The organism is Bradyrhizobium sp. JR4.3, from assembly GCF_040547695.1.
GTDB classification, from domain to species: Bacteria; Pseudomonadota; Alphaproteobacteria; order Rhizobiales; family Xanthobacteraceae; genus Bradyrhizobium; species Bradyrhizobium canariense.
The window spans coordinates 1-18,920 of the sequence record NZ_JBEPQF010000042.1 but is presented as its reverse complement, the minus strand read 5'-3'; the positions used below and the strand labels follow the sequence as shown (position 1 = coordinate 18,920).

General features: G+C 59.9%; 14 protein-coding genes and 6 pseudogenes. 13 read left to right on the top strand and 7 right to left on the bottom strand.

From position 1 onward, the window contains the following. Positions 1 to 97: 97 nt before the first annotated feature. Positions 98 to 901, top strand: a complete 804-nt coding sequence (locus ABIB91_RS36535; protein ID WP_354171668.1) for a PstS family phosphate ABC transporter substrate-binding protein — start codon at positions 98 to 100, stop codon at positions 899 to 901. A 30-nt stretch (positions 902 to 931) separates the two neighbouring features. Here ABIB91_RS36535 and ABIB91_RS36530 read toward each other — a convergent pair whose 3' ends face one another. Continuing rightward, the gene (locus tag ABIB91_RS36530) at positions 932 to 1,942 is read right to left on the bottom strand and encodes a 2Fe-2S iron-sulfur cluster-binding protein (RefSeq protein WP_354171666.1); all 1,011 of its coding nucleotides are present in this window, start codon (positions 1,940 to 1,942) and stop codon (positions 932 to 934) included. Between the two features lie 147 nt (positions 1,943 to 2,089). Then, a complete protein-coding gene (locus ABIB91_RS36525) occupies positions 2,090 to 3,796 on the bottom strand; it encodes an ethylbenzene dehydrogenase-related protein (protein ID WP_354171664.1) in 1,707 nt (568 codons plus the stop codon). Between the two features lie 404 nt (positions 3,797 to 4,200). Here ABIB91_RS36525 and ABIB91_RS36520 point away from each other — a divergent pair. The 9 genes and pseudogenes from ABIB91_RS36520 to ABIB91_RS36480 form a co-directional block, all read left to right on the top strand. Then, positions 4,201 to 4,332: pseudogene (locus ABIB91_RS36520) on the top strand (SOS response-associated peptidase); the annotation flags it as partial. Beyond that, positions 4,329 to 4,589, top strand: coding sequence for a hypothetical protein (locus tag ABIB91_RS36515; RefSeq protein ID WP_007601725.1), 261 nt, complete (start codon positions 4,329 to 4,331; stop codon positions 4,587 to 4,589). The pseudogene ABIB91_RS36520 and the gene ABIB91_RS36515, both read left to right, overlap by 4 nt. 1,057 nt (positions 4,590 to 5,646) lie before the next feature. After that, positions 5,647 to 5,868: a hypothetical protein gene (locus tag ABIB91_RS36510; RefSeq protein ID WP_007601727.1), complete on the top strand. Its 222-nt coding sequence runs from the start codon at positions 5,647 to 5,649 to the stop codon at positions 5,866 to 5,868. 17 nt (positions 5,869 to 5,885) lie between these two features. Further along, on the top strand, positions 5,886 to 6,308 hold the full coding sequence (locus tag ABIB91_RS36505; RefSeq protein WP_007601728.1) for a hypothetical protein: 423 nt from the start codon (positions 5,886 to 5,888) through the stop codon (positions 6,306 to 6,308). A 392-nt stretch (positions 6,309 to 6,700) separates the two neighbouring features. Next, positions 6,701 to 7,564: pseudogene (locus ABIB91_RS36500) on the top strand (transposase); the annotation flags it as partial. A 1,017-nt stretch (positions 7,565 to 8,581) separates the two neighbouring features. After that, a complete protein-coding gene (locus ABIB91_RS36495; protein ID WP_007601732.1) occupies positions 8,582 to 8,956 on the top strand; it encodes a response regulator transcription factor in 375 nt (124 codons plus the stop codon). Positions 8,957 to 9,131: 175 nt separating this feature from the next. After that, positions 9,132 to 9,302 carry a hypothetical protein gene (locus ABIB91_RS36490; protein ID WP_198288278.1) on the top strand — a complete coding sequence of 57 codons (171 nt, stop codon included), beginning with the start codon at positions 9,132 to 9,134 and terminating at the stop codon, positions 9,300 to 9,302. A gap of 604 nt (positions 9,303 to 9,906) precedes the next feature. Beyond that, positions 9,907 to 10,434: a hypothetical protein gene (locus ABIB91_RS36485; RefSeq protein ID WP_007601733.1), complete on the top strand. Its 528-nt coding sequence runs from the start codon at positions 9,907 to 9,909 to the stop codon at positions 10,432 to 10,434. A gap of 303 nt (positions 10,435 to 10,737) precedes the next feature. Beyond that, positions 10,738 to 12,126, top strand: a complete 1,389-nt coding sequence (locus ABIB91_RS36480; protein WP_354171660.1) for an OpgC family protein — start codon at positions 10,738 to 10,740, stop codon at positions 12,124 to 12,126. A 207-nt stretch (positions 12,127 to 12,333) separates the two neighbouring features. Here ABIB91_RS36480 and ABIB91_RS36475 read toward each other — a convergent pair whose 3' ends face one another. The 4 genes from ABIB91_RS36475 to ABIB91_RS36460 all read right to left on the bottom strand — a co-directional run bounded on the left by ABIB91_RS36475 (position 12,334) and on the right by ABIB91_RS36460 (position 16,166). Beyond that, positions 12,334 to 13,332, bottom strand: a complete 999-nt coding sequence (locus ABIB91_RS36475; RefSeq protein WP_219681342.1) for an ABC transporter substrate-binding protein — start codon at positions 13,330 to 13,332, stop codon at positions 12,334 to 12,336. 301 nt (positions 13,333 to 13,633) lie between these two features. Further along, positions 13,634 to 14,683 (bottom strand): HD-GYP domain-containing protein, encoded by a 1,050-nt coding sequence (locus tag ABIB91_RS36470; protein ID WP_354171658.1) that lies wholly within the window; start codon positions 14,681 to 14,683, stop codon positions 13,634 to 13,636. Between the two features lie 86 nt (positions 14,684 to 14,769). After that, on the bottom strand, positions 14,770 to 15,093 hold the full coding sequence (locus ABIB91_RS36465; RefSeq protein ID WP_354129119.1) for a PilZ domain-containing protein: 324 nt from the start codon (positions 15,091 to 15,093) through the stop codon (positions 14,770 to 14,772). Continuing rightward, positions 15,090 to 16,166 (bottom strand): DUF2336 domain-containing protein, encoded by a 1,077-nt coding sequence (locus tag ABIB91_RS36460; protein ID WP_354171655.1) that lies wholly within the window; start codon positions 16,164 to 16,166, stop codon positions 15,090 to 15,092. The genes ABIB91_RS36465 and ABIB91_RS36460 overlap by 4 nt, the downstream gene beginning before the upstream one ends. A gap of 787 nt (positions 16,167 to 16,953) precedes the next feature. Here ABIB91_RS36460 and ABIB91_RS41825 point away from each other — a divergent pair. Both ABIB91_RS41825 and ABIB91_RS41820 read left to right on the top strand, forming a co-directional pair. Further along, positions 16,954 to 17,220, top strand: a pseudogene (locus ABIB91_RS41825) (IS110 family transposase); the annotation flags it as partial. Positions 17,221 to 17,229: 9 nt separating this feature from the next. Further along, positions 17,230 to 17,547 (top strand): annotated as a pseudogene (locus ABIB91_RS41820) (transposase); the annotation flags it as partial. Between the two features lie 88 nt (positions 17,548 to 17,635). Here the strand turns inward: ABIB91_RS41820 and ABIB91_RS36450 are convergent. Continuing rightward, a pseudogene (locus tag ABIB91_RS36450) lies at positions 17,636 to 17,823 on the bottom strand (hypothetical protein); the annotation flags it as partial. Between the two features lie 799 nt (positions 17,824 to 18,622). On the opposite strand from ABIB91_RS36450, the pseudogene ABIB91_RS36445 reads away from it, so the two are divergent. Further along, positions 18,623 to 18,825: pseudogene (locus ABIB91_RS36445) on the top strand (DDE-type integrase/transposase/recombinase); the annotation flags it as partial. Between the last annotated feature and the right edge of the window lie 95 nt (positions 18,826 to 18,920).

Here is an 18,920-nt window from a genome sequence, read left to right as displayed (position 1 = left end):
GTCCGCCACAGTTGATTCCGAATGGACGGCGTTGCGACAACAGATGGTTTAGGTTTCTTTGCCAGATTGCGCACCTCGTGGTTCGAAGGGGTCTGCCATGGCATTTTCGAGGATAACGGCGGCAATTCTGGGCCTCTGCCTTGCGGGGGTGAATGCCGCTGGCGCCGAAACACCCAGGCTCGACATCGTCGGGACTGGAGATGGCATCGATGTCCTGCGCGTCATCGCGATGAGCTTCATGCAGCAGGAAGGATCGGCACGGATCGAGGTCCCGCCGAGCATCGGTTCTGGCGGAGGCATCGCGGCCGTGGGGTCCGGCAAGGCGATCTTGGGGCGCGTCGCACGCCGGCTGACCGACGCCGAAGCGGCTTCCGGCATCGTCTACAAGGCGATCGCCCGCCTGCCATCGGCTTTCATCGTCCATCCCGCCTGTGGGGTGAGTGCCGTTACAAGCGATCAGCTCGCTGCGATCTATTCGGGCCGCCTCGCGAATTGGAAGGAGCTGGGCGGCGCCGATTTGCGCATCCGCGTCGTGCGGCGCGAGGACCAGGACAGCACTCTCACCGTACTGCGGGCCAGCATGCCCGGCTGGCATGATCTCGAGATCACCGAGAAATCGAAGACGGCGACCACCACACAGGAAGCGATCGAGACGGTTCGCGATGTTCAAGGCGCGATCGGCTTCGGCCCGTTCTCGCGGCCGTTGGAACAAGGGCTCACAGTGCTTCGCGTGGATGGTCACTACCCGACCGACGCGGACTATCCCTCGAGCGTGGTGCTGGCGCTGATCTATTTGAGGACGTTGCAGGATCCGGACGCCTTGGCCTTTCTACGCTTTGCCGATACGCAGAAGGCGGCCGACCTCATCACCAGCCTCGGTAGTCTACCCGTCAAGCCGTGAGCCGCCGGCGCTGCTGAGCTCCGCGTCGGCTCACAGACCGGGGCGATGAGGCTGCTCCCGGCTTCGCCATAGACGGGTGACCTTGTCCATCAGCGATGAGGTTTGCGAGCTCGGCAGGAAGGGATCGGCGTAGCATTGCGCATTGGCCGAGCGCGCCTTGTTCTTCACGGTATCGACGAGACCAACGGGGCCGGCGACGTAGACCGTATCCTCCAGCCCGAGCAAGGGAAGGTAGTGCGACGGGCGCCCGGGCCTGATCGGCAGGGTGGATCCGATCTCCGTCGTCGCAATGACGTCGCGGACACCGTCGTCGATCAGCCACTGCAACGAGGGAAGCATATAGAGGTTGTCGGCATCCCGGCTGCCGGCGACGACCACCATCTCGCGGTTGCGCTGGGTCGAGCGCGCCGAGCGGGCCAGCGCCCAGATCGGGGCCCAGCCTGCTCCGCCGGCGACCAGCACGAGCGGCCCCTGGCCCTGTCGCAGATAGGCTTGTCCGAACGGGCCTTGCACATGCGCCGCATGGCCGGGCCTGATGGCCTTGCCGAACTGCCCCGACACGGTGCCGTCAGGCTGGCGCCGGATGTGGAAGACGAGTTCGGCTTGCTTGAAGGAACCATCGAGTCTGAAGGTCGGGCTGAACTCGCGCGCAGGATAGCCGGAAAACTTGACGCGCACATATTGGCCCGGCCGAAACTCGAGGGGCGCTGAGGTCGTCAGCACGACTTCGGCGATCTCTGGCGAGAGCTCGTTGATCTCGGTCACGGCGCACGCCCGCTTCATCGGCAGCGGCAATTCTTCGAATTCGATCTCTGCATCGCCAGCGACCGCGGCCTGGCAGGCGAGCACAGTACGGCCGTGGCCCGAGCCGCCGTCATCGACCGAGCCCGACACCACCGTCACCCGGCAGCTCTGGCATTGTCCCGATCTGCAGTCGTGTGGAATCAGGATCGAGCCGCCGAGCGCCGCATCGATCAGGCTTTCGCCGGCGCAGGCTTCGACGAGCTTGCCGTTGAGGACGAGCCGACAATGCCTCGTCATCGCGAGGCCTCCGCGCGCCGCGAATTTCCGCGAGCAGACCGCTGCTCGCCGCGCCAGAATGCGATGCGAGGATGAGGGCGAAGCCATGCTTCAGCGCAGTGACGCCGTGGTGCCCTCCGGTCGAGCTCGCGGCCGCCCGTGAGGTGGCTATTTCTCCGTGACGACAAGCACCGGGCGGTTATGGGTCGCATGCCGCGTCTGTGCATGGTCGAAAACAGCGACCCACATGTAGAGATCGCGGGCTGGCACGAAGGCCTTGTCATATCTGCCATCGCTTTTCATGTTGCGCGTCAGCTCGAGCGTCCAATGTCCGTTGCTCCATTTTGAAACGCCGGTGACATTGGCCCGCTCTCCTTCGGTGTCGCCGGCAATAATCACGCCAGGCAAGATCGTGCCAACGGGAATCCTCGCGTCGGCCTCTGGAGCGTAGGGTTCGCTCTCCCGGTCGAACATGTACCAGCGGCCGTTTTCGTCGTCGCTGCTGTCGGGATTGAGATCGAATTTGCCGAGCGCTGCGACCTGCGCCGTCCAGTCCTTGGGAAGCCGCAGAACCGTCACGGGCCCCTTGTCGTCCCTGTGGATGAACTTGAAATTATACGAATAAAGAGAGCGACCTGGCTTGTTCCAATAGCCGCCTTGGTAGCGGGCATCGTAATTTTGCTCGTCCAGGGTCGGGGCGTAGGGCGGGCCGATATATTGGCTGTCGACACGGCCGAGCATGCCCCCGCGCGACGCCTTCCACTGCCACATGTCTATGTAGCTGCCATCCGTCGTGAAGTGGAAGCCCCGGCCGTTGATCGGCATCGGTTTGCCGGGCAGCGGGTTGGCGCCGAGATCCGTCGCGCCTGCGCCGCCGAGCGATGGGTTATCCGAGAAAATAACCGCCAGTTTGTCCTCGTAGAAGTCGACGGCGTCTTGCAGGCCCGCACGCTCGTCGAGGACGTGCCAGCCGTCCTCCTTCTTGATGATCGGAATGCGGCGCAGGGAGCGGGTGGGATCTTCCCAGCGGAAGGCGAAATAGATCTTCTGCCCGTCGTGCAGGGCGCGCACCTCCACGAGCGATTCGCCCGATCCGCTGAGATTGGCACCCTGCTGGGCGCGGATGAAGACCGGGCGCGCGCGCGACCAGGCGGGATCGCCCATGGCGCCATCCAGCTTGGGCGCGTCGCTCACCCGCGCGATGACGAGCGTATCGCGCGTCGCCCAGTCGAGCCCGGCGACGCCGCACGCGATTGCCACCCCGATTGCCGCGGCGACGAGAAGAGGCCGCGGCCGCACGGCCTTCGTGATCGCGAGCGGGGTGGGCCGAAACACGCGGAAAATCTGCGGCCACCCGCCATAGAGATAATGCGCGGCGACATGCGCGAAGATATAGACGAGCGAAACGAAGGCGGCGGTCGAGTGGAGATAAGCCCACCAGCCGCCATAGCCGAGATACATCATGACGCCCGTCGCCGTGAGGAAGATCACGAGCGCATAGACGAACCAGTGCAGGATGACGTTGACAGCTCCCCATTTGAGGCGAGCCGGAGCGCGCATCGCGAGAATCCGCGTCTTTTTGGGGCTGTTGCGCTCGACGAGGCCGCTGCGCGCGAGGTAGGCGACGTAGGCCGACCCGCAGAAGAAGACGGCGAGTCCGGCGAGCAAATGCCAGGAGAGGATCTCGCCCTGTGGCAGGACGGGAGCGAGCCATTTCGAGAAGGGGGCGTGCAGCGCGTCCGCTGCGATGCGTAGGCCGGTAACGAGGCTGACGACGAACGCGAGGGCGGTCGCCCAATGGAGCGTTATCGTCCCGACATCCGTGCGTGGCGGGCCATCGTGAGGCTTTGTTTGAGCGAGGCTTCTCTCGGTCAAGGCGTCGGCGTTCGTTCGAGCGGTGTCATTTTTCATTGCGTAAAGCTTACCCTGGTCAACCGGCAGAGCCACAGCGTCCGCTTCTCGCTCTCCCGGAAAAGCGGACAGCTGCGAATAAACTACCTCCGCGATATCATAAGCAAGTTGTCAAGTCTGGCGAGATCGCTCTTTTGGCGACAATTCGTCCCCAGTTGGCTGTCCTCTGGACATTCGAGAAGGCGCGAGCATCGCGAGGTCCGTGGGATTTCTGGCGGGCAGTTTTGCTCCCCCTTGGGGACACCCTGCTGGCGAAGGCAATCAGGCGAAGCATTGGGGATTTGGCGAGATGGACGTGGTCGCCGAAGCAGCCAAAACGGCGGGTGGCTAGACCATGTCCATCATAGCCTCGGCAGAAACCGTTGACCTACACCAAGCCAGACGGAGAGACGTGGATGACCGCGACATGGGATGAAGCCAAGGGCCTACAGCGTCCTCTTGCAGACGGTGCGCTGCGAATCGTGGCACGAGGGGTGAAAGAGGATCGAACTGCTGCATGAAACACACAGAGGCACGTCCCTACGCACGAGAACTCCTTGAACTCGCCGCAGGCGTGCAGCCGATCAACGACCGCATCCACATCGAGAAGATCAATTATCCCTTCCTCTATACACTCAAAGGAAAAGGTACCGGGTTCGGCGCCGGCATCAGGTGCGCTGTTGAAAAGGGTTGGCTCGAGCTGCACGAAAGTGGGACTTACGTGCGGCTGCTGACGGCTGTCGAACGGGCTGCTCAGTCAATAGATCAGCGTGAATGACAACCACGTCGCCAGTGACGCGCAGAGACCAATTCCGAGATAAGGCAATGCAAGGCGCATCGGGCTTTCCCTCCGAAACGCAATTAAGAATCATCATGTCATGCTTGGACGACGACTGCTAGGAATCTTTGGGTGCAGTCCGCGCGCCTTAGGACCCGGCGCCCGTGGAAAGTTTAATTTCGCTGGTTCGATTGAGCCGGCGGAGCGGCCCCGGCATTAACACCGGCGCCCAAGCCGGGGGCGGCAATGCCCACACATCACTCACGGGCGTTATGCTCAGGATGTAGAGGCCCTCATCCAAGGGTAACAAAGCGAGTTCACGAGCGCGGAAGAAAGTTGTCGATGTGACGATCCCGTCCGCTCTACCAACACGCTTTCGGCGCGATACCAACGGCCCTACCAAAAAAGTCACCGGATGGAGACCCCGGAGGGAGCAGCGCCTTGGCTTCGGCGTTTGCCTGCTCAACCATGCCGACTGTGACGCGCCGTCTCTTTCGGTCGAGGGATGAGTGTTGGCCGCGCGGCAACGCCCGATAGCGCTGCCCACCAACTAAGTCAGGTTCGCGCTCCTATCGCTAACCAAGGCGACCCGATATCTTCTCGGGGTGATTAAGTTTTGATCGACTTTTGAACCCTGCAAATTTAACCGCGCTTCCGGTGGGGAGCTTTGTTCATGCAAATCGATTTGAGGTCCGCCGAGCGCAGCCCGGCGAGGGATGCTGAGGTGGAGGACTGCCCCTCCGATATTACAACTGCGAGTAAACCCGCCGCGCGAAAGACAACGCCGAAAACACGCACTGGCCGCTCATTCCATTTCCTGACGGTTGGTACGCGACGTCGTGAAACGGTCGAGATCGGCGCCTTACGCGTTGGCGCGGGTCGGGTCGCGGCGGATCGACCGCGCCGATCCGTGCCGGCGTTAGTGGCGGCGGATCAGGTATTTGTGGAGTTCGAGCGTCGCCAGAAGAACTGCCAGTCATGCCGAGCTTAGGAACACTTTTTGGTGCCGCGAGGTTTCCTTCCTCATCAGAGGCCTAGCATTGCGGAGTTCTCTTCCATGGATACCCAGATCGTGATGGACCACACAGGCGAAAGCAGACATTTCTTTGAACAAACTGATCCGAAGGGGCTCGCCGAGGCTGAACGGCGATTTAAGCAGCTCACCAATCAGGGGTTTACTGCCGCGACGCGAAAGGCGGGCAGTGAACTGAAGGTCACACGGTCGTTTGATCCCACCGCGGAAGAGACGCTATTCTATCCGCGTCTCGTCGGCGGCTAAGCTATCGCGATGCGACGATGTTTCTGTCCAGACGCAGCGACGCTAACAATACGCGCTTCCGCGCCCTCCGTGAGCTTTATCGGAGCTTCACCGAGCAAAATGGCCCGGAAGCGCGTTCGCGGCGTCTGCTGCGGGATTGGTTATCTCCAGAGCAGCGCGCGCAATTCGATGCCAACAACTATTTCGAAGTCACCGGTTCTCACACCGGCAGACGATATCGAGTTCAATATGGTACCCTGAGCAATGTTGTAGAGCTCGACGCATCAGGGCAGCCCGCGATCGGCTGGTGTTTCGTTCCCGAACGTCCTCTGGCGGCTGGCGATGTGATGCTCGCCCAGAAGATCGCGCTCGAAACCGACGAAGCCGCAGTGCTCGCGCTTGCCCACCGGTTTTCTCTGAGACTGCCGTCTCTGCCCCGAGTAGTGCGGCGTGCTTACTAGGTCGCCCAAGGATCTAGGGATGCACCGCCAGCGCCTGGTGGTCGACCTGAAGGCCTGGGAGGGCTTCGATTGCAGGCTGGCGATTGCCCAGATAGAGCAGGACATCGCGGCGATAGACACGGGCTGGAGGCGCTTTCGGGGTCTGAAGCCAGTTAGGCTAACGGGCCAACCCGGTGGCGGCGAGTGCGCAAGGAGGACAAGTGCTGCGATCTTTCATCATGACTGCCCTCGCACTGGGTTGGGGATCCTCGTCCGCGCTCAGCCTGACGTCGGAGGAGATCATCGCTAAGCTTCGCGCCGCCGGCTATTCGCACATCCAGGAACTACCAGCCGGAAAGATAAAGACCTACAAGGCCGTCAAGGAAGGCACCGCGCGCTGGCACAGGGATCGCGATCCAGCCAAGTCTAGACGCGCGGTGAAGGAGTATCTGGCGACCCTCAACGATACGGCGTGGGGCGCCGCCAGCGATGTCGTCCCGAAGTTTATTTCGCCATCCGATCCGGCAGCGCAATGGACCGGGGCTCACAAGGGGGCGGCATTCTTCGCGTACTCCGATAACTATCTGATCGACGTGAAGTTCGGTGTCATCGTTGACGTCGAGGCCTCCCGCGCCATTCGCCAGGCCGAGGTCGGCGCAGCAAAGACCATCGTCGAACGGACCGAGGAGCGCTTCGGTCTCAAGCCAGAACGGCTTATCGGAGATACCGCATACGGGGCTGCTCCGATGCTGAACTGGCTGGTCGAGGAGAAGGGCATCGGGCCGCATATCCCTGTGTTCGATAAGTCGAAGCGGGATGACGGTACCTTCTCGCCGAGCGACTTTCGATATGACCCGGCCGGCGACGTCTATCACTGCCCGGGTGGTAAGCGGCTTGGGACAAGCGGTACCGTGCATGAAGGCAAGACGCTGCTGTATCGAGCAAGCAAGCTCGACTGCGATGTATGCCCGCTTAAATCGCAGTGCTGTCCAAAAGAACCGTCGCGCAAGATCCCGCGCGACATCCATGAATACGCCCGAGACGTTGCCCGGTCGATTGCCGACACCGAAGACTTTGAGAAGTCACGACGTGAGCGCAAGAAGGTCGAGATGCGGTTCGCACATTTGAAGCGCATCCTGAAGCTCGGTAGGCTTCGACTGCGGGGACCAAAAGGCGCTCAGGACGAGTTTGTTCTTGCTGCCATCGCCCAGAACCTGCGGCGGCTCGCGTCGCTGGGCGCTCGTCCACCACCCGCTCGGGCTCTGTGCATTGCGTAGCGTTCGAGTTGCGTAGAGAGCGTCAGGGCCGGCGGATCAAAGCCGGTCGTCCTTAGAGAAATGGCCGAACGATCCATCGCTAACGGCCGACTTCTGCAACAAAATCGGCCAATACCGGAAGTAGCCAACCTGTTCGATCACCCAGTCGACGCGGACGCTGAACGTCGGTGGAAATTCGAGCGATGCCGCTCCGGGCATCAATCTTCCGCACGCTAGGTGACTACCTATCCAAATGCCGCGATTGCAAGCACAACGGCGGCGACGAGGATCGGACCTGCATCGGAGAAAAAGGGAATCATGTGGCTGACCTACGCACTGCCCGATGATCACGAACCTAGAAATATCGCCACGGACAAGCACGCGCAATCTGTGCGCTAGGAACTTTGTTCAATCTCATGATCGTTCTAACATTTGCACTGACGCAGACAGGACAGAAGAACCAAGACTCACTTGCGATTACCCTCGGACCCGGACTGGGATTGTAACCGCACATCGTTCGATGACATTGAAAACCGTCACAAGCATCATAACCCATGAATGCAATTTCAGGGGCGGGATAACCTGAACAATACACTTTCGTTCCAGTCCAGCATTTGCCACCGTTCCCTTTTGAATCACTCTTCACGTATGTCATTCCCAGATCAGTGCAGTCTGCTGGCGACCCATAGCAAAATGGGGCTGTCCCGATCCACATCCCTGACTCCGCAAATGCATCTCTGCTTACCAAGATAGCGGTTAGTGCGAAGACTATCCTGAATAGGATCATAGAAGCCTCCCTACCTGTAACAGATGTGGAGGGGGCACCAGGTGGATACCCTGAGACCCACCGCAGAAGATATTCGAGCAACCAGAGACGCCTGTAAAGAAAAGATCCGCATGTCGCACGACTTACCAGTGGTCAGTCGCACTGCGCGTCGCAAGGCCCAGTGATGACATCAGCGCCCGCAGACTTTCCGTGATCCAGATCAAGGGATTGGCCTACCCCTTGGGGGCCATATACGCCTAGGCAGGCTGGACATGGCTATGATGGCGCAGCGGACAGTTGTGGTCGTGATCGACGACGATGCGAGCCTTCTGAAGAGCGTGGCGCGGCTGTTGGCGTGCCACGGCATTGAGAGCCGGACGTTCGCCTCGGCCGAGGCGTTGCTTGAGAGCGACAGCGTGCAGACGGCAACCTGCTTGCTGCTTGACATTCACCTCGGGGGAATTTCGGGGATCGCGCTGCAGCGCCGGCTTGCGGCATCGGGATCGAAGTGGCCGGTCATCTTCATGACCGCGAGCGACGACGAGGCCACGCGCAATGAGGCGATGGACGCCGGATGCATCGCCTATTTGCGCAAGCCGTTCGCACAGGATGACTTGCTGAATGCCCTATCGAAAGCTCAGGCTTAGCAGGCGCAGCCAGAACAAGAACGTTCGGGGGCGCTACGTCGGTTTGGGGTCCAGAGGGGCGGTCCAACCTTGCGCTCTGCCGGGTCCGGTCTAACCCTGACACCCGACTTATCCACGGGCGGCGGGATGATATGATTATCTGCGGCTAAACGTCCGATGCGCAACGGAGTGTTCGATGGCGAAGGAGATCAAACAACTGCGGAAGCAAGCTGAAAAGGCCGCGCGCGCTGCAAAGGCAGTCGCAGATGCTGAGGTATCTCAGGAACTACAAGCCTTAGCACGCGCCTTCAAAAGCCAAGCCGACGTTCTGAAGTCAAAAAGGCGAGCAGGCAAGAAGAGACGGTGAACTTGATCCTTGAAGAACAGCTGTAGAATACTTGGCGATTGGTTGCGCAAGCAGGCTTCAGAGCGGCAGGTCCGATCCGCAACTAACAGATTGGACCACTTGGCCTTGGGGCCAACAGCGGCCATATCGCACCTGCTCACCTTCACCGGCGGCCTCTGGAAATTTCCAACTACTGCTGAGAATTTTCTCCCGCGCGGCCGGTAACGCGACGAGCCCCGCAAGCCGTTCGATCAGGCACGGTATGCTCATCGTTGAGAATCGCGCCGCAATGTTTTCTACTGTGATATTGTGCGCAATCCACGAGAGTTTCGTCGATACGGTGGGCCGGCGGAATTTTCACACCACCTCGACCGGCAGTCATTAATCATTAGGTCTTGGAACGGAAACGGAGTAGCGTCCTCGTAGCAGTCAAGCGGATTGCTTGCCTGACAGACTGCCAAAACGGCGACGCGCCGAACTCTCCGCCTCCATCTAAATGGCAGCCCAGTGCCGTCGGTAGGCAAAACTTTTTCAAAATTGCTGTTCCAAACACGTGAATGCACCCACGCGTGCGGACTGCTGACCGCGTCGCGCGCCGTAGACTACCTGTTAAGGGAGGAACAACATGAAAATTAGCAATGTAGTTCCCAGCGCATTATCTGTGGCAAAGCATACTTATGTCGCGGCGACCATATGGGTAGCTCCTTCTGCTCTCATCAAATCGGCGCATCTGTTTGAAAGGATTGGACTCGCTACGGTTGGAGGCTCGTGCGGCCTGTACGTGGCCGCAGCATTGATGCGCCTGGAAAACGAACTGTTTGGAAGCGGCTGGTTCATCTTGTTGATGATGCTCTACGGAGCTTTCAGCTTCTATATCGGCATCGATCTGCCTGGCCGTCCTGTTCAGGGAGCGACTTCGAGACTCCCGGAAGAGCGGAACCGTGGCACCGATGCGGCTCAGATCTTCAGTGCGGCAGGTACATTCGTTGCGGCGATTGCGGCGTTTCTGTCTGTCAGCATGATTGTCGTTGATCAGGTCGTATCTGAAGGTTCGATCGTTCTGATCGCAGTCTGTTGGACGATTGGTTCTTCGCTTCAAATTGTGGCCGGCTCCATCGCTCGCAACGGCGTGCTCGAAGATGGTGGCGAGTAACTCCCGCTGCAATTGCTACTGACGCCGCTGGTCTCTTTTTGAGCGCGCGACAGCGAGACGGACAAGACGGAGCAAATAAAGAAAGACATTAGAATCAATAGTCAGCGTGGTGCCTATTCTCCTGGCAGCGGCGTGCCGTAACCAATGTGCGAGAATGACGATGACAGTCCGATCGCGACGTGAAACAGTGGTTTTCAAGTGTCCATTCCGGATCGCGAGTATCGAGCGGCTGTTACCGGCGGGCTCGTATGAAGTCATTACCGACGAAGAGTTGATGGAAGGCTCGTCAATGCCGCTCTATCGGTGCGTCGCTACCAGGATGATGCTGCCTGCCCGCCACGTAGCTCTGTCGTCGAGATGGTAGCGATCAGTTCGACCGATCTATCCGCGGCTCGCGCGATGATGCGCGGGCGTCCCGAAAGTGATGTGCCTGTTGACATCGGCAAACATCGCGACATGCCCTCGCCAGACTTCCGCCGGATGCTGGCGGAGATCGAAAGCAAGGCGTTACGCGGTCAGCAGCCACTACTTGAATCCGAGCTGCCAGCGAATCCTGCGCAGTCATTGGCGGGCGCCCTCCCAGTGCTGAAAGGGTCTGGTCGGGACCTCCGCATCGATGCGTGCCGTGGTATCGCGCTATGGTGCATCTTTCTTGACCATGTCCCCAACAACATCGGAAGCTGGCTGACGCTGCGGAATTATGGTTTTAGTGATACCGCGGAAGTGTTCATGTTCCTCTCGGGTGTGACCTGCGCGCTGGCTTACGGCAAGGCAAGTCGGTGCGATGGTTGGGCGAGTGTGGTCAGCCGTACGCTGTGGCGAAGCTGGGACATTTATGCGGCATTTCTGCTGCTCACTCTCGCTTGCGCCATCTTGGTTTACCTCGCCGGTGGCGGCACGATTGCCGACGAAAGCAACACGCGCATTCTGCTGGAGCAGCCGGGCGCGGCGCTCGCGCATGCAGCGATCCTGCAATACCGCCCAGTCAACTCCGATGTCTTGCCGCTCTTCGTGATTTATCATCTTCTATTCGCCCCGCTGCTGTGGCTGATGCTGCGAATGCCGAATGTAATGCTTGGCGCGTCACTGTTGCTTTATGCGCTAGTGCACGTCTTCGGTTGGTCCGTCCCGGCATGGCCCAATGACGTCTGGTTCTTCAATCCGCTGGCTTGGCAGTTGCTGGTTGTTCTTGGTGCCTGGTGTGTCATCGAGGGCAAGACGTTCTGGCCGTGGGTGACCTCGCGCACGGCGCTTGCAATTGCCATTCTCTATTTGGTTTTTGGCCTGACGTTCGCATTCAGTTGGAGCATTAGACCCCTGGTCCCACAAATGCTGGCGGAGCTGGCTTACCTGCTGGACAAATCGAATCTCTCGCCCTTGCGGCTGCTGCATTTTGTTGCTCTCGCGATTCTGGTTGCGTGGGTCGTGCCTCGCGATTGGCGTTGGCTTACGACTCCGGTGATGCGTGGGGCGATCCGCTGTGGCGAGAACTCCCTGGCAATCTATTGCCTCGGCGTCCTGCTGGCGCTTGCCGGCCGCATAGTACTGATAGATATCTCGGATAGGCTTGCCATGCAGATCACGCTGAGTCTCGCTGGCATCTTGGTCATGATTGCGGCCGCAACGTTCCTGAACTCGATCAGGATCAAACCGGGGGCAAGCACGATCGGCGGGAAAACCATGATCTCCTGAGAATGGTAATGGAAAACGCGGTAACCTGATGAGAAATCGCCGCCGCTTACGACGTAGCGGATGGATGGCAGTTCGCTTGGAAGGGCGGGAGTCCGCCTTGGGTCAAGATGCGAAGAACTCAAGCTGAGCGAATCCCGTCCGCCGTGCCTCAATAAGCGGACCTCATCGAGGCGCGCCGCTAGTTCGGTGAAGGGCCAACAAGCGACGTCATTCGACAACTTGATCGGCGCGGACGAGCAGCATCGCGGGCAGTGCGAGCCCGAGCGCCTTCGCAGTCTTGAGATTGATACTCAGCTCGAATTTGGTCGGTCGGTAGAAGGGGATATCTCCGGGACTGCTGCCTTTAAGAACCTTGTCGACGAGGCTGGCGAGGCGCCGAAAGGTCTCTGGTAGGTCAATCGAATAAGCCATCAGTCCACCGAGTCGCACGTACTCGCCGTAAGCGTACATTGTGGGAATGCGGCCCGCCGCGGCTAGTTCAACAATAGCCGCGCCACTGGCGAGATGCTCGGCCTCATCTGACACCATGAGCGCATCTGCTCGTTCCATCGAACTGAAGATCCGCTGGTACTCTGTCTGGTAGAAGCCGCTGTCCAGCAGGGCGGCCTTCAGCGAAACACCCGCTCGTTGGGCTGCCTCGCGCGCTGCCGCACCTCTCATGTCTTCCCAGTACGATCGCGACACAAGGTAACCGAGAGTGGACAGTCCCGGCATCGCCTCGACCAGTAGCTCGATCCGCTTTCCAATGAGTTCCAATTCCGTCCCGATGGTGACGCCTGTGATGTTGCCGCCCGGCCGCGCGATGCTGGCCACAAGTCCCAAGGCAACCGGGTCGTTGACTATTGTCACAATCGGAATTGTCGTCGTCGCCATTTTAAAATCCAGCGATAGACGCGCGGCCACCGCTAAAATCAAGTCGGGATGTGTGTTGATCACATCCCGAACCAATTCGGAATAGCGTTCCGGTCGACCTTCTCCCGAGTAGCGATCAACCACGAGGTTTTGGCCCTCGACGTAGCCAAGGCGGCTCAGCTCCTCGAAAAAGGCACGGTATTGCGGCGGACCACTCAGGCCCATTTCGTTGACTTTGAGAGCCGGGCTAACGAAGGCGATCCGCTTTAGTCTCGCCGGTTGCCGCGCTCGCGCCGCGAGTGGCCACGTCGCCGCCGTGCAAGCGAAAAGCGTAATGAACTCGCGCCGTCGCATGTGCCCCCTCACGGGAAAACCTGACCGACCACGCAAAGCCTAGCACTTTACGACGGGACAGGAGCGAGAAAAGGTGGAAATCGAACCTCGGCACTCGCGGACCTATTTCAGCTCAGGGACAAAAAGCGACGGTCGAGGCACGCGCGGCTCGACGTCCGGATCACCGGCAAGAGTGGACGTTGCATTCACTTAAACGCCGTTCGGCTTAGCGGCCAGAAGCCGAAGTGCATGGAAATGAGACCGCCTCCGATCACGCCTTGAGTGGAGACGTGGAATATTCCTGCACAGGTTCGAGCAGAATTCATCTGGTAAGCGCGACATCCTTGAAAGAGGCGACTAGCGCCCTGTCCAGCTTTCCCCTCATACCGCAGATAATCTCGTACGCTGCCGCGCGCGGCATTGTCACCTTGTACGGCCGGTGTTCGATCAGCGCCGCAAAGATATCCGAAATGGTGAGAATGCGAACGATGTCGGTGATGCTCTTCGCGCAGAGGCGGTCAGGATAGCCGCTGCCATCGAGATACTCGTGATGGTGCCGCACCGCATCGAGGACTTCCGGTGAGATGTCCCCGTGCCCCTTCAGCACATCGTAACCCGTCGCCGGGTGAGTTTCGACCAACGCTCGCTCGTCGTCGTCGAGGCGTCCTGGCTTGTCCAGGATCGCCAAGGGCACCCTCGCTTTGCCTATGTCGTGGAACATGGCAGCGGTGGAGAGCCGTTCAAGGTCACTTTTACGAAAACCGAGACTGAGGCCGAAATCGACCGCGACGCCGGTCACGAGCAGGCAGTGCTGGAACGTTCCCTCGTGATGGCGCCGCACCGTGGCCAGCCATTCTGATAGCCCATGCTCGGAAATCCGGTTGGTGATCTTGCGGCCGGCATCTTTGGGACCAGCGACGTCGACCCGCTCCCCGAGGGTGATCGAAGTGAACATCGACGCGATGGCGGTTGCTGCGGCCTCAACCGCATTGTCAGACTTCGAGATGCCGCTCGTCGACCCAGTTCCGTGGGCGGCTGGATCGACCAAAGCGGCCAGGAGCTTGGCTGCCTCGATCTTGCCAGGCAACACCAACGTTGCGCCCAGCGCATAAGCTTGCGAGATGCAAAAGTGGGAGGTTTGCTCGACAAGGAAGATGCGCTTCTTTGCTATGGCGAACCGCGCAGCTCTTTTTTTCAGCGCCGCAATGTTTTCGACCGCCCGCAGGTCGGCACGAACGACGACCGCAGCAGCAGCGTGCGGAAGCTTTGCTTCTACATCGAGCCGCTCGCCGGCAACGGTGAACTGCCCTCCAAAAAGCGAGCAGAGTCCGAAGAGCTTCTCGGAAGTGTCGGCCAATACGTGCACGAGCATGACTGGTGCCTTCGTTCGTCGGGTGCCGGGCTGAATGGCCTTCGGTGGTCCAAGGTCATTGGCTCACTTCGACGAGACTGCTCGGCTCAAGTTGATTTGTGCGCGCCTCTGTCGGTCGCTGTCGTTTGGGTCTTCTTGCCATTTGCTTGGATAAAGTGGACGCCAGCCGTGGTTCCGTCGATCCAGACCAGCTCGCAGCGTCGATAGGCCAGTCCCGTCGACGACAGCAGCATGAAGAACTCCTTGGCCGAGAGAACATCGAGCGACCCTTCGACTTCGATCTTGGCGCCGGTGTTCGAGATATCGAGCAAGACGCAGCTTCGCCGCCAAGTGCCGTCGGAGCCCATCAAGTTCACGGGCTGTCTGTTGTCCATGCGCACCCGAGGCGCCTTGCGACCGTCGAATTTCATTGGTTTCCTGCCGGTCTTGCAGTGCGACCGTGGGCGCCCGCGGAGATTTCTCCCCAACGAACGGACCATTGGCTGGTCGAGAGATGAAGCGTTTCGAACAGCTCCTGAGCTCGTGCGCGCTCGCCTAGTGAAAGCCCCGCGCCGCGAGTGTTGAGGACGGCCAGCGTGGTCTGCCAATTCAAGCGCGATGCCCGGCACGCCATAACTGGGCCTTCGTAACCGGAGTCTGCCATAACCTGCTCGATGGCCTCAATCGGTGCTGCCGACAGCACCGACAACGCCGTGAACAGGTTGGCTGTCTCACGCCGGATCGCGAACCGATTGACAGTCGAGTCGCTCAGCTTTCCGCTCCGATTGAGCGATATGATCTCCGGCCTCGCAGCGGCGTACTCAGTGTCGTAAGGTCGCTTCGCTGTCGCTAATACTTGCGAGGACGCGTCTGCGTTGGAAGCCTTAATCGCCGGCCGTGGCGATGCCGACAGCAGCTCCCGAACCACCATGTCCGGGGTGTCTGGCCTCAGCGTCAGCGCTTTCGTGATCTCGTCGTCCTCCACAGCCCTACGGACCAAGTTGGCATAGGCCGCGCCTGAGAATTCAGCGCCCGGATTGCCGATGACGGCCAGACAAGTCTTGCTGTTGCCGCGCTGCAATATTGCCTCAGTCACGGGGCTTTCGATCCTGCGCCGGCCAGCAATGGCGCGAAGGTGATCCTCGCTGCCGGACGTCGCGATCGCCACCAGATCAGCCGGCGACAGGGCGGGAGATTTCATAAGGATCGGGACTGCGACCGCCGGATCGTTGCACGAGGCGAGACGTCGCAGGGTCTTCATCGGAGCAGTACCCAGCTCGGCGAGCGTCGTGCTGAGCTCGGCGAGCGTCCCCGGCGCAATCCACGGTGCTAAGCGAATTAGAACGTCGTCAAGCAGGCCGACCTGCGGCTCTTGCAATCGGTTATTACCGTCGACGAGCAGCTCGGTGGTGCGCCAGAGCATGCGCGCACAACGTTCGGATGAGCTCCTCGCGATGGTGGCATCCAACTCAGTAATGAGATCGGCCGCAGAAACTGCCCTCATTGGCTGGCCCCAAATTCATTTTAATATCGTCACGTCAAATCAAACGTATTACGCGCTGAAGTTGTTAAGATTCCTTATATGCCAAACCGTGACATACGGGAGGCTATTATAATTCAACTGAACGGCGCTCCGTGGCGTATTAAAGTACCTGCTGTCCGATGCTGCGGCCGGCGCGTGGACGACTGCCCAACCTGTAACGCATTCCTTAGGGTGATAGCTGGCACAACTTGCGTGATGGCGGTCCAGCTTTGGACAGCCGCTAAAGTTCGGCATTATGGCCTTAGGGCGAAGAAAGGCTAATGCGGGCGAGCGGTAGCGTCGTTCAGGGACATTGCGGCTGACTCGGCCAAGCAGACGCGCTCATCGCCAGTCGCGAACGTCCGCTACGGGGTCCACAAGCCGACATGCCTCGCATTCAGACGTTAGTCCGCTCTTCGGCAAAGGCCGACAAACCTCCGCCTGTGCATGCGAGACGCTGTCTTGCGACGGAGATCGTAGATTTCATCCGTAGCAATCCGGCTGAGCCGCAAAAGAACGAATGCCATCAAGGCGATTCGGAGGATGGAGTATCCTCGACGAAGTGCATGCTGTTGGGAGGGCCTCCAACACGGGGCGACTCGCGCCGCGGATCGACCCGCGACAAGGAAGTACGCGCGGTGGCTGTCATTCGGCTTGCAATATTGCCCCCTTAAGCCGGGGGATCGGCGTCCAAAATTTGGACGCCGATGAGGGGTCAAATTTGCAAACGATGACGTAACCTCCGTTATCGTTGAGCCCTCGCAATCAAATGATTCGAAGGAGCTCACCCATGAAGCAGTACGTCGGGCTGGACGTCTCACAGAGAGAAACCGCTGTGTGCGTTGTCAACGAGACTGGTCAAGTAATCTTCGAAGGGAAAGCCAAGTCTAATCCTGGTGCCTTGACTGACCTGCTTAACAAACATGCGCCTCATGCCGAGCGTATCGGCTTCGAGACCGGTGCGATGGCGAGTTGGCTATGGCATGAACTCCGCAGGGTTGAGCTTCCGGTGGTCTGCATCGACGCTCGGCATGCGCACGCAGCTCGCTTCCGATCGGCTTCGACGGTCGGCGCCTACCTCGGCCTTACGCCGAGGCGCAGCCAATCCGGCGAAACCGACACCAACGGAAAGATATCTCGATGGGGCGACCGGCTTCTCCGAACTTACTTGTTCGAGGCCGCCACTGTCCTTCTTTATCGAACCAAAAAGTGGTGTTCCCTAAAGGCCTGGGGCATAAAGCTCGCTAAGCGGATCGGCATGAAGAAGGCAAAGGTCGCCATCGCCCGAAAGATCGCCGTGATTCTCCACTGCATCTGGGTCGATGGCACGTCGTTCGACTGGGGCCAGCCGAAGCCAATCTGATATTTGCTCGCAAGTTCCTGGTCCGGTCCGCCGGACTGGCGATGTCCCACCAATGATCTATCCTCTCGGGGCATGAACCCAAGCGGCAGCCGGCGTTCAGGGCGTCGCCAAGGGTTGGGGAGGGCTGCGCCGGCCCCTGGAAGCCGAACATACGGTCCATGCCTGACAAGCGAGGCCGTCCGCGTCCTTGCGGGCATCTCGGGCTCGTTCGGCCAGGATACGCACCGTAGCCCCGAACAGATACTCTCGCGAATTCGTGCCCCATCGCGGATTGATTCTCCAAATGCCAACCTTGAGGTAAAGTGCTTCGGATGCGACACCCATCAGACCGTCGCGCTCGACATTGTCCGGCGGTCGAAGACCCAGATCCACGAGCTGGAGCGCTCCATGCGCCGTACGCGGCTTACTCCGGGGGTTGCAGACCAGGCGAGGTCACCCAATCGCTCAGATGCGCGCTCGTCGCAGCTAAGCGCGCCTTCCTGAGAAGCTGCTCGCGCTCAGCACCAGCGGGGAGCCGGGCAGCTTGTTCTTTGAGCTGGGTGGCGTGCTCGTCCCAAGCGTTCTTCAAGAGACCGGTTGTGCTTCACTCTGCGGCGTCGCTGAGACATGGAGCCATTCCTTGTGCCATGAACGCGAATCCAAAACCGAACAAGGTAAGTTCAGTTCCGGCCCCGGAACGAAGAAGTCCGACAACGAGGGGCGCTTCGTCTAGCGGCAGGCGCGCTGCCGATGTGCGACCCGACTTCAATTGCTCCGGGCTGCTGGTCGCCGCCATGTAATATCGATGACCGGGGCAAAGACGGCCCCGGCCGTGGGGGCTTTTGGGGATCGTGGGCCGGGGCCGCTGGAGGTGCTTGGACCTTGGGAGGCCAAGCGTTCGGAGCCTAGGAAAATTCGGCAATCAGATCTGTTCGCTTTCGCACATTGGCTATACGGTTTCCTTCGGGAGCGGAGTAGCTGCAATGAAAGACATGCAGGCTCAGTTCAAAGCTCCGCAAGGATGCGACAGAGTGCGCGCTGATCCGAGACCTGGCGACCGATCCCAAGAAGCGAGAACTATTCACCCGCCTGGCGGATCTCCGGCATCACCTATGTCGCGACCTGGACCGGCTTCGTCTACGTCGCCTTTGTGATCGACGCGTATGCCCGCAGGATCCTCAGCTGGCGGGCCTCCCGCACGGCGCACGCAGGCTTCGTGCTTGATGCGCTGGAGCAGGCCCTGCACGATCGCCGGTCCATCGCGGCGGCCTCGTGCATCATAGCGATAGGGGCAGCCAAGGCGGATTCAAACGGTCGTCGCAACACCAGTTACTTTCACTCATAACAGAAGATCGTCAAGCGCCTCCGCCGGCGTTTTCCAGCCTAGTGTCTTC

Excerpts from the sequence above, each read along its gene's own strand:
- ABIB91_RS36535 (WP_354171668.1), top strand. The coding sequence starts at position 98 with ATGGCATTTTCGAGGATAACGGCGGCAATTCTGGGCCTCTGCCTTGCG.
- ABIB91_RS36530 (WP_354171666.1), bottom strand. The coding sequence starts at position 1,942 with ATGACGAGGCATTGTCGGCTCGTCCTCAACGGCAAGCTCGTCGAAGCC.
- ABIB91_RS36515 (WP_007601725.1), top strand. The coding sequence starts at position 4,329 with ATGAAACACACAGAGGCACGTCCCTACGCACGAGAACTCCTTGAACTC.
- ABIB91_RS36510 (WP_007601727.1), top strand. The coding sequence starts at position 5,647 with ATGGATACCCAGATCGTGATGGACCACACAGGCGAAAGCAGACATTTC.
- ABIB91_RS36505 (WP_007601728.1), top strand. The coding sequence starts at position 5,886 with ATGTTTCTGTCCAGACGCAGCGACGCTAACAATACGCGCTTCCGCGCC.
- ABIB91_RS36495 (WP_007601732.1), top strand. The coding sequence starts at position 8,582 with ATGGCTATGATGGCGCAGCGGACAGTTGTGGTCGTGATCGACGACGAT.
- ABIB91_RS36490 (WP_198288278.1), top strand. The coding sequence starts at position 9,132 with ATGGCGAAGGAGATCAAACAACTGCGGAAGCAAGCTGAAAAGGCCGCG.
- ABIB91_RS36485 (WP_007601733.1), top strand. The coding sequence starts at position 9,907 with ATGAAAATTAGCAATGTAGTTCCCAGCGCATTATCTGTGGCAAAGCAT.
- ABIB91_RS36475 (WP_219681342.1), bottom strand. The coding sequence starts at position 13,332 with ATGCGACGGCGCGAGTTCATTACGCTTTTCGCTTGCACGGCGGCGACG.
- ABIB91_RS36470 (WP_354171658.1), bottom strand. The coding sequence starts at position 14,683 with ATGCTCGTGCACGTATTGGCCGACACTTCCGAGAAGCTCTTCGGACTC.
- ABIB91_RS36465 (WP_354129119.1), bottom strand. The coding sequence starts at position 15,093 with ATGAAATTCGACGGTCGCAAGGCGCCTCGGGTGCGCATGGACAACAGA.
- ABIB91_RS36460 (WP_354171655.1), bottom strand. The coding sequence starts at position 16,166 with ATGAGGGCAGTTTCTGCGGCCGATCTCATTACTGAGTTGGATGCCACC.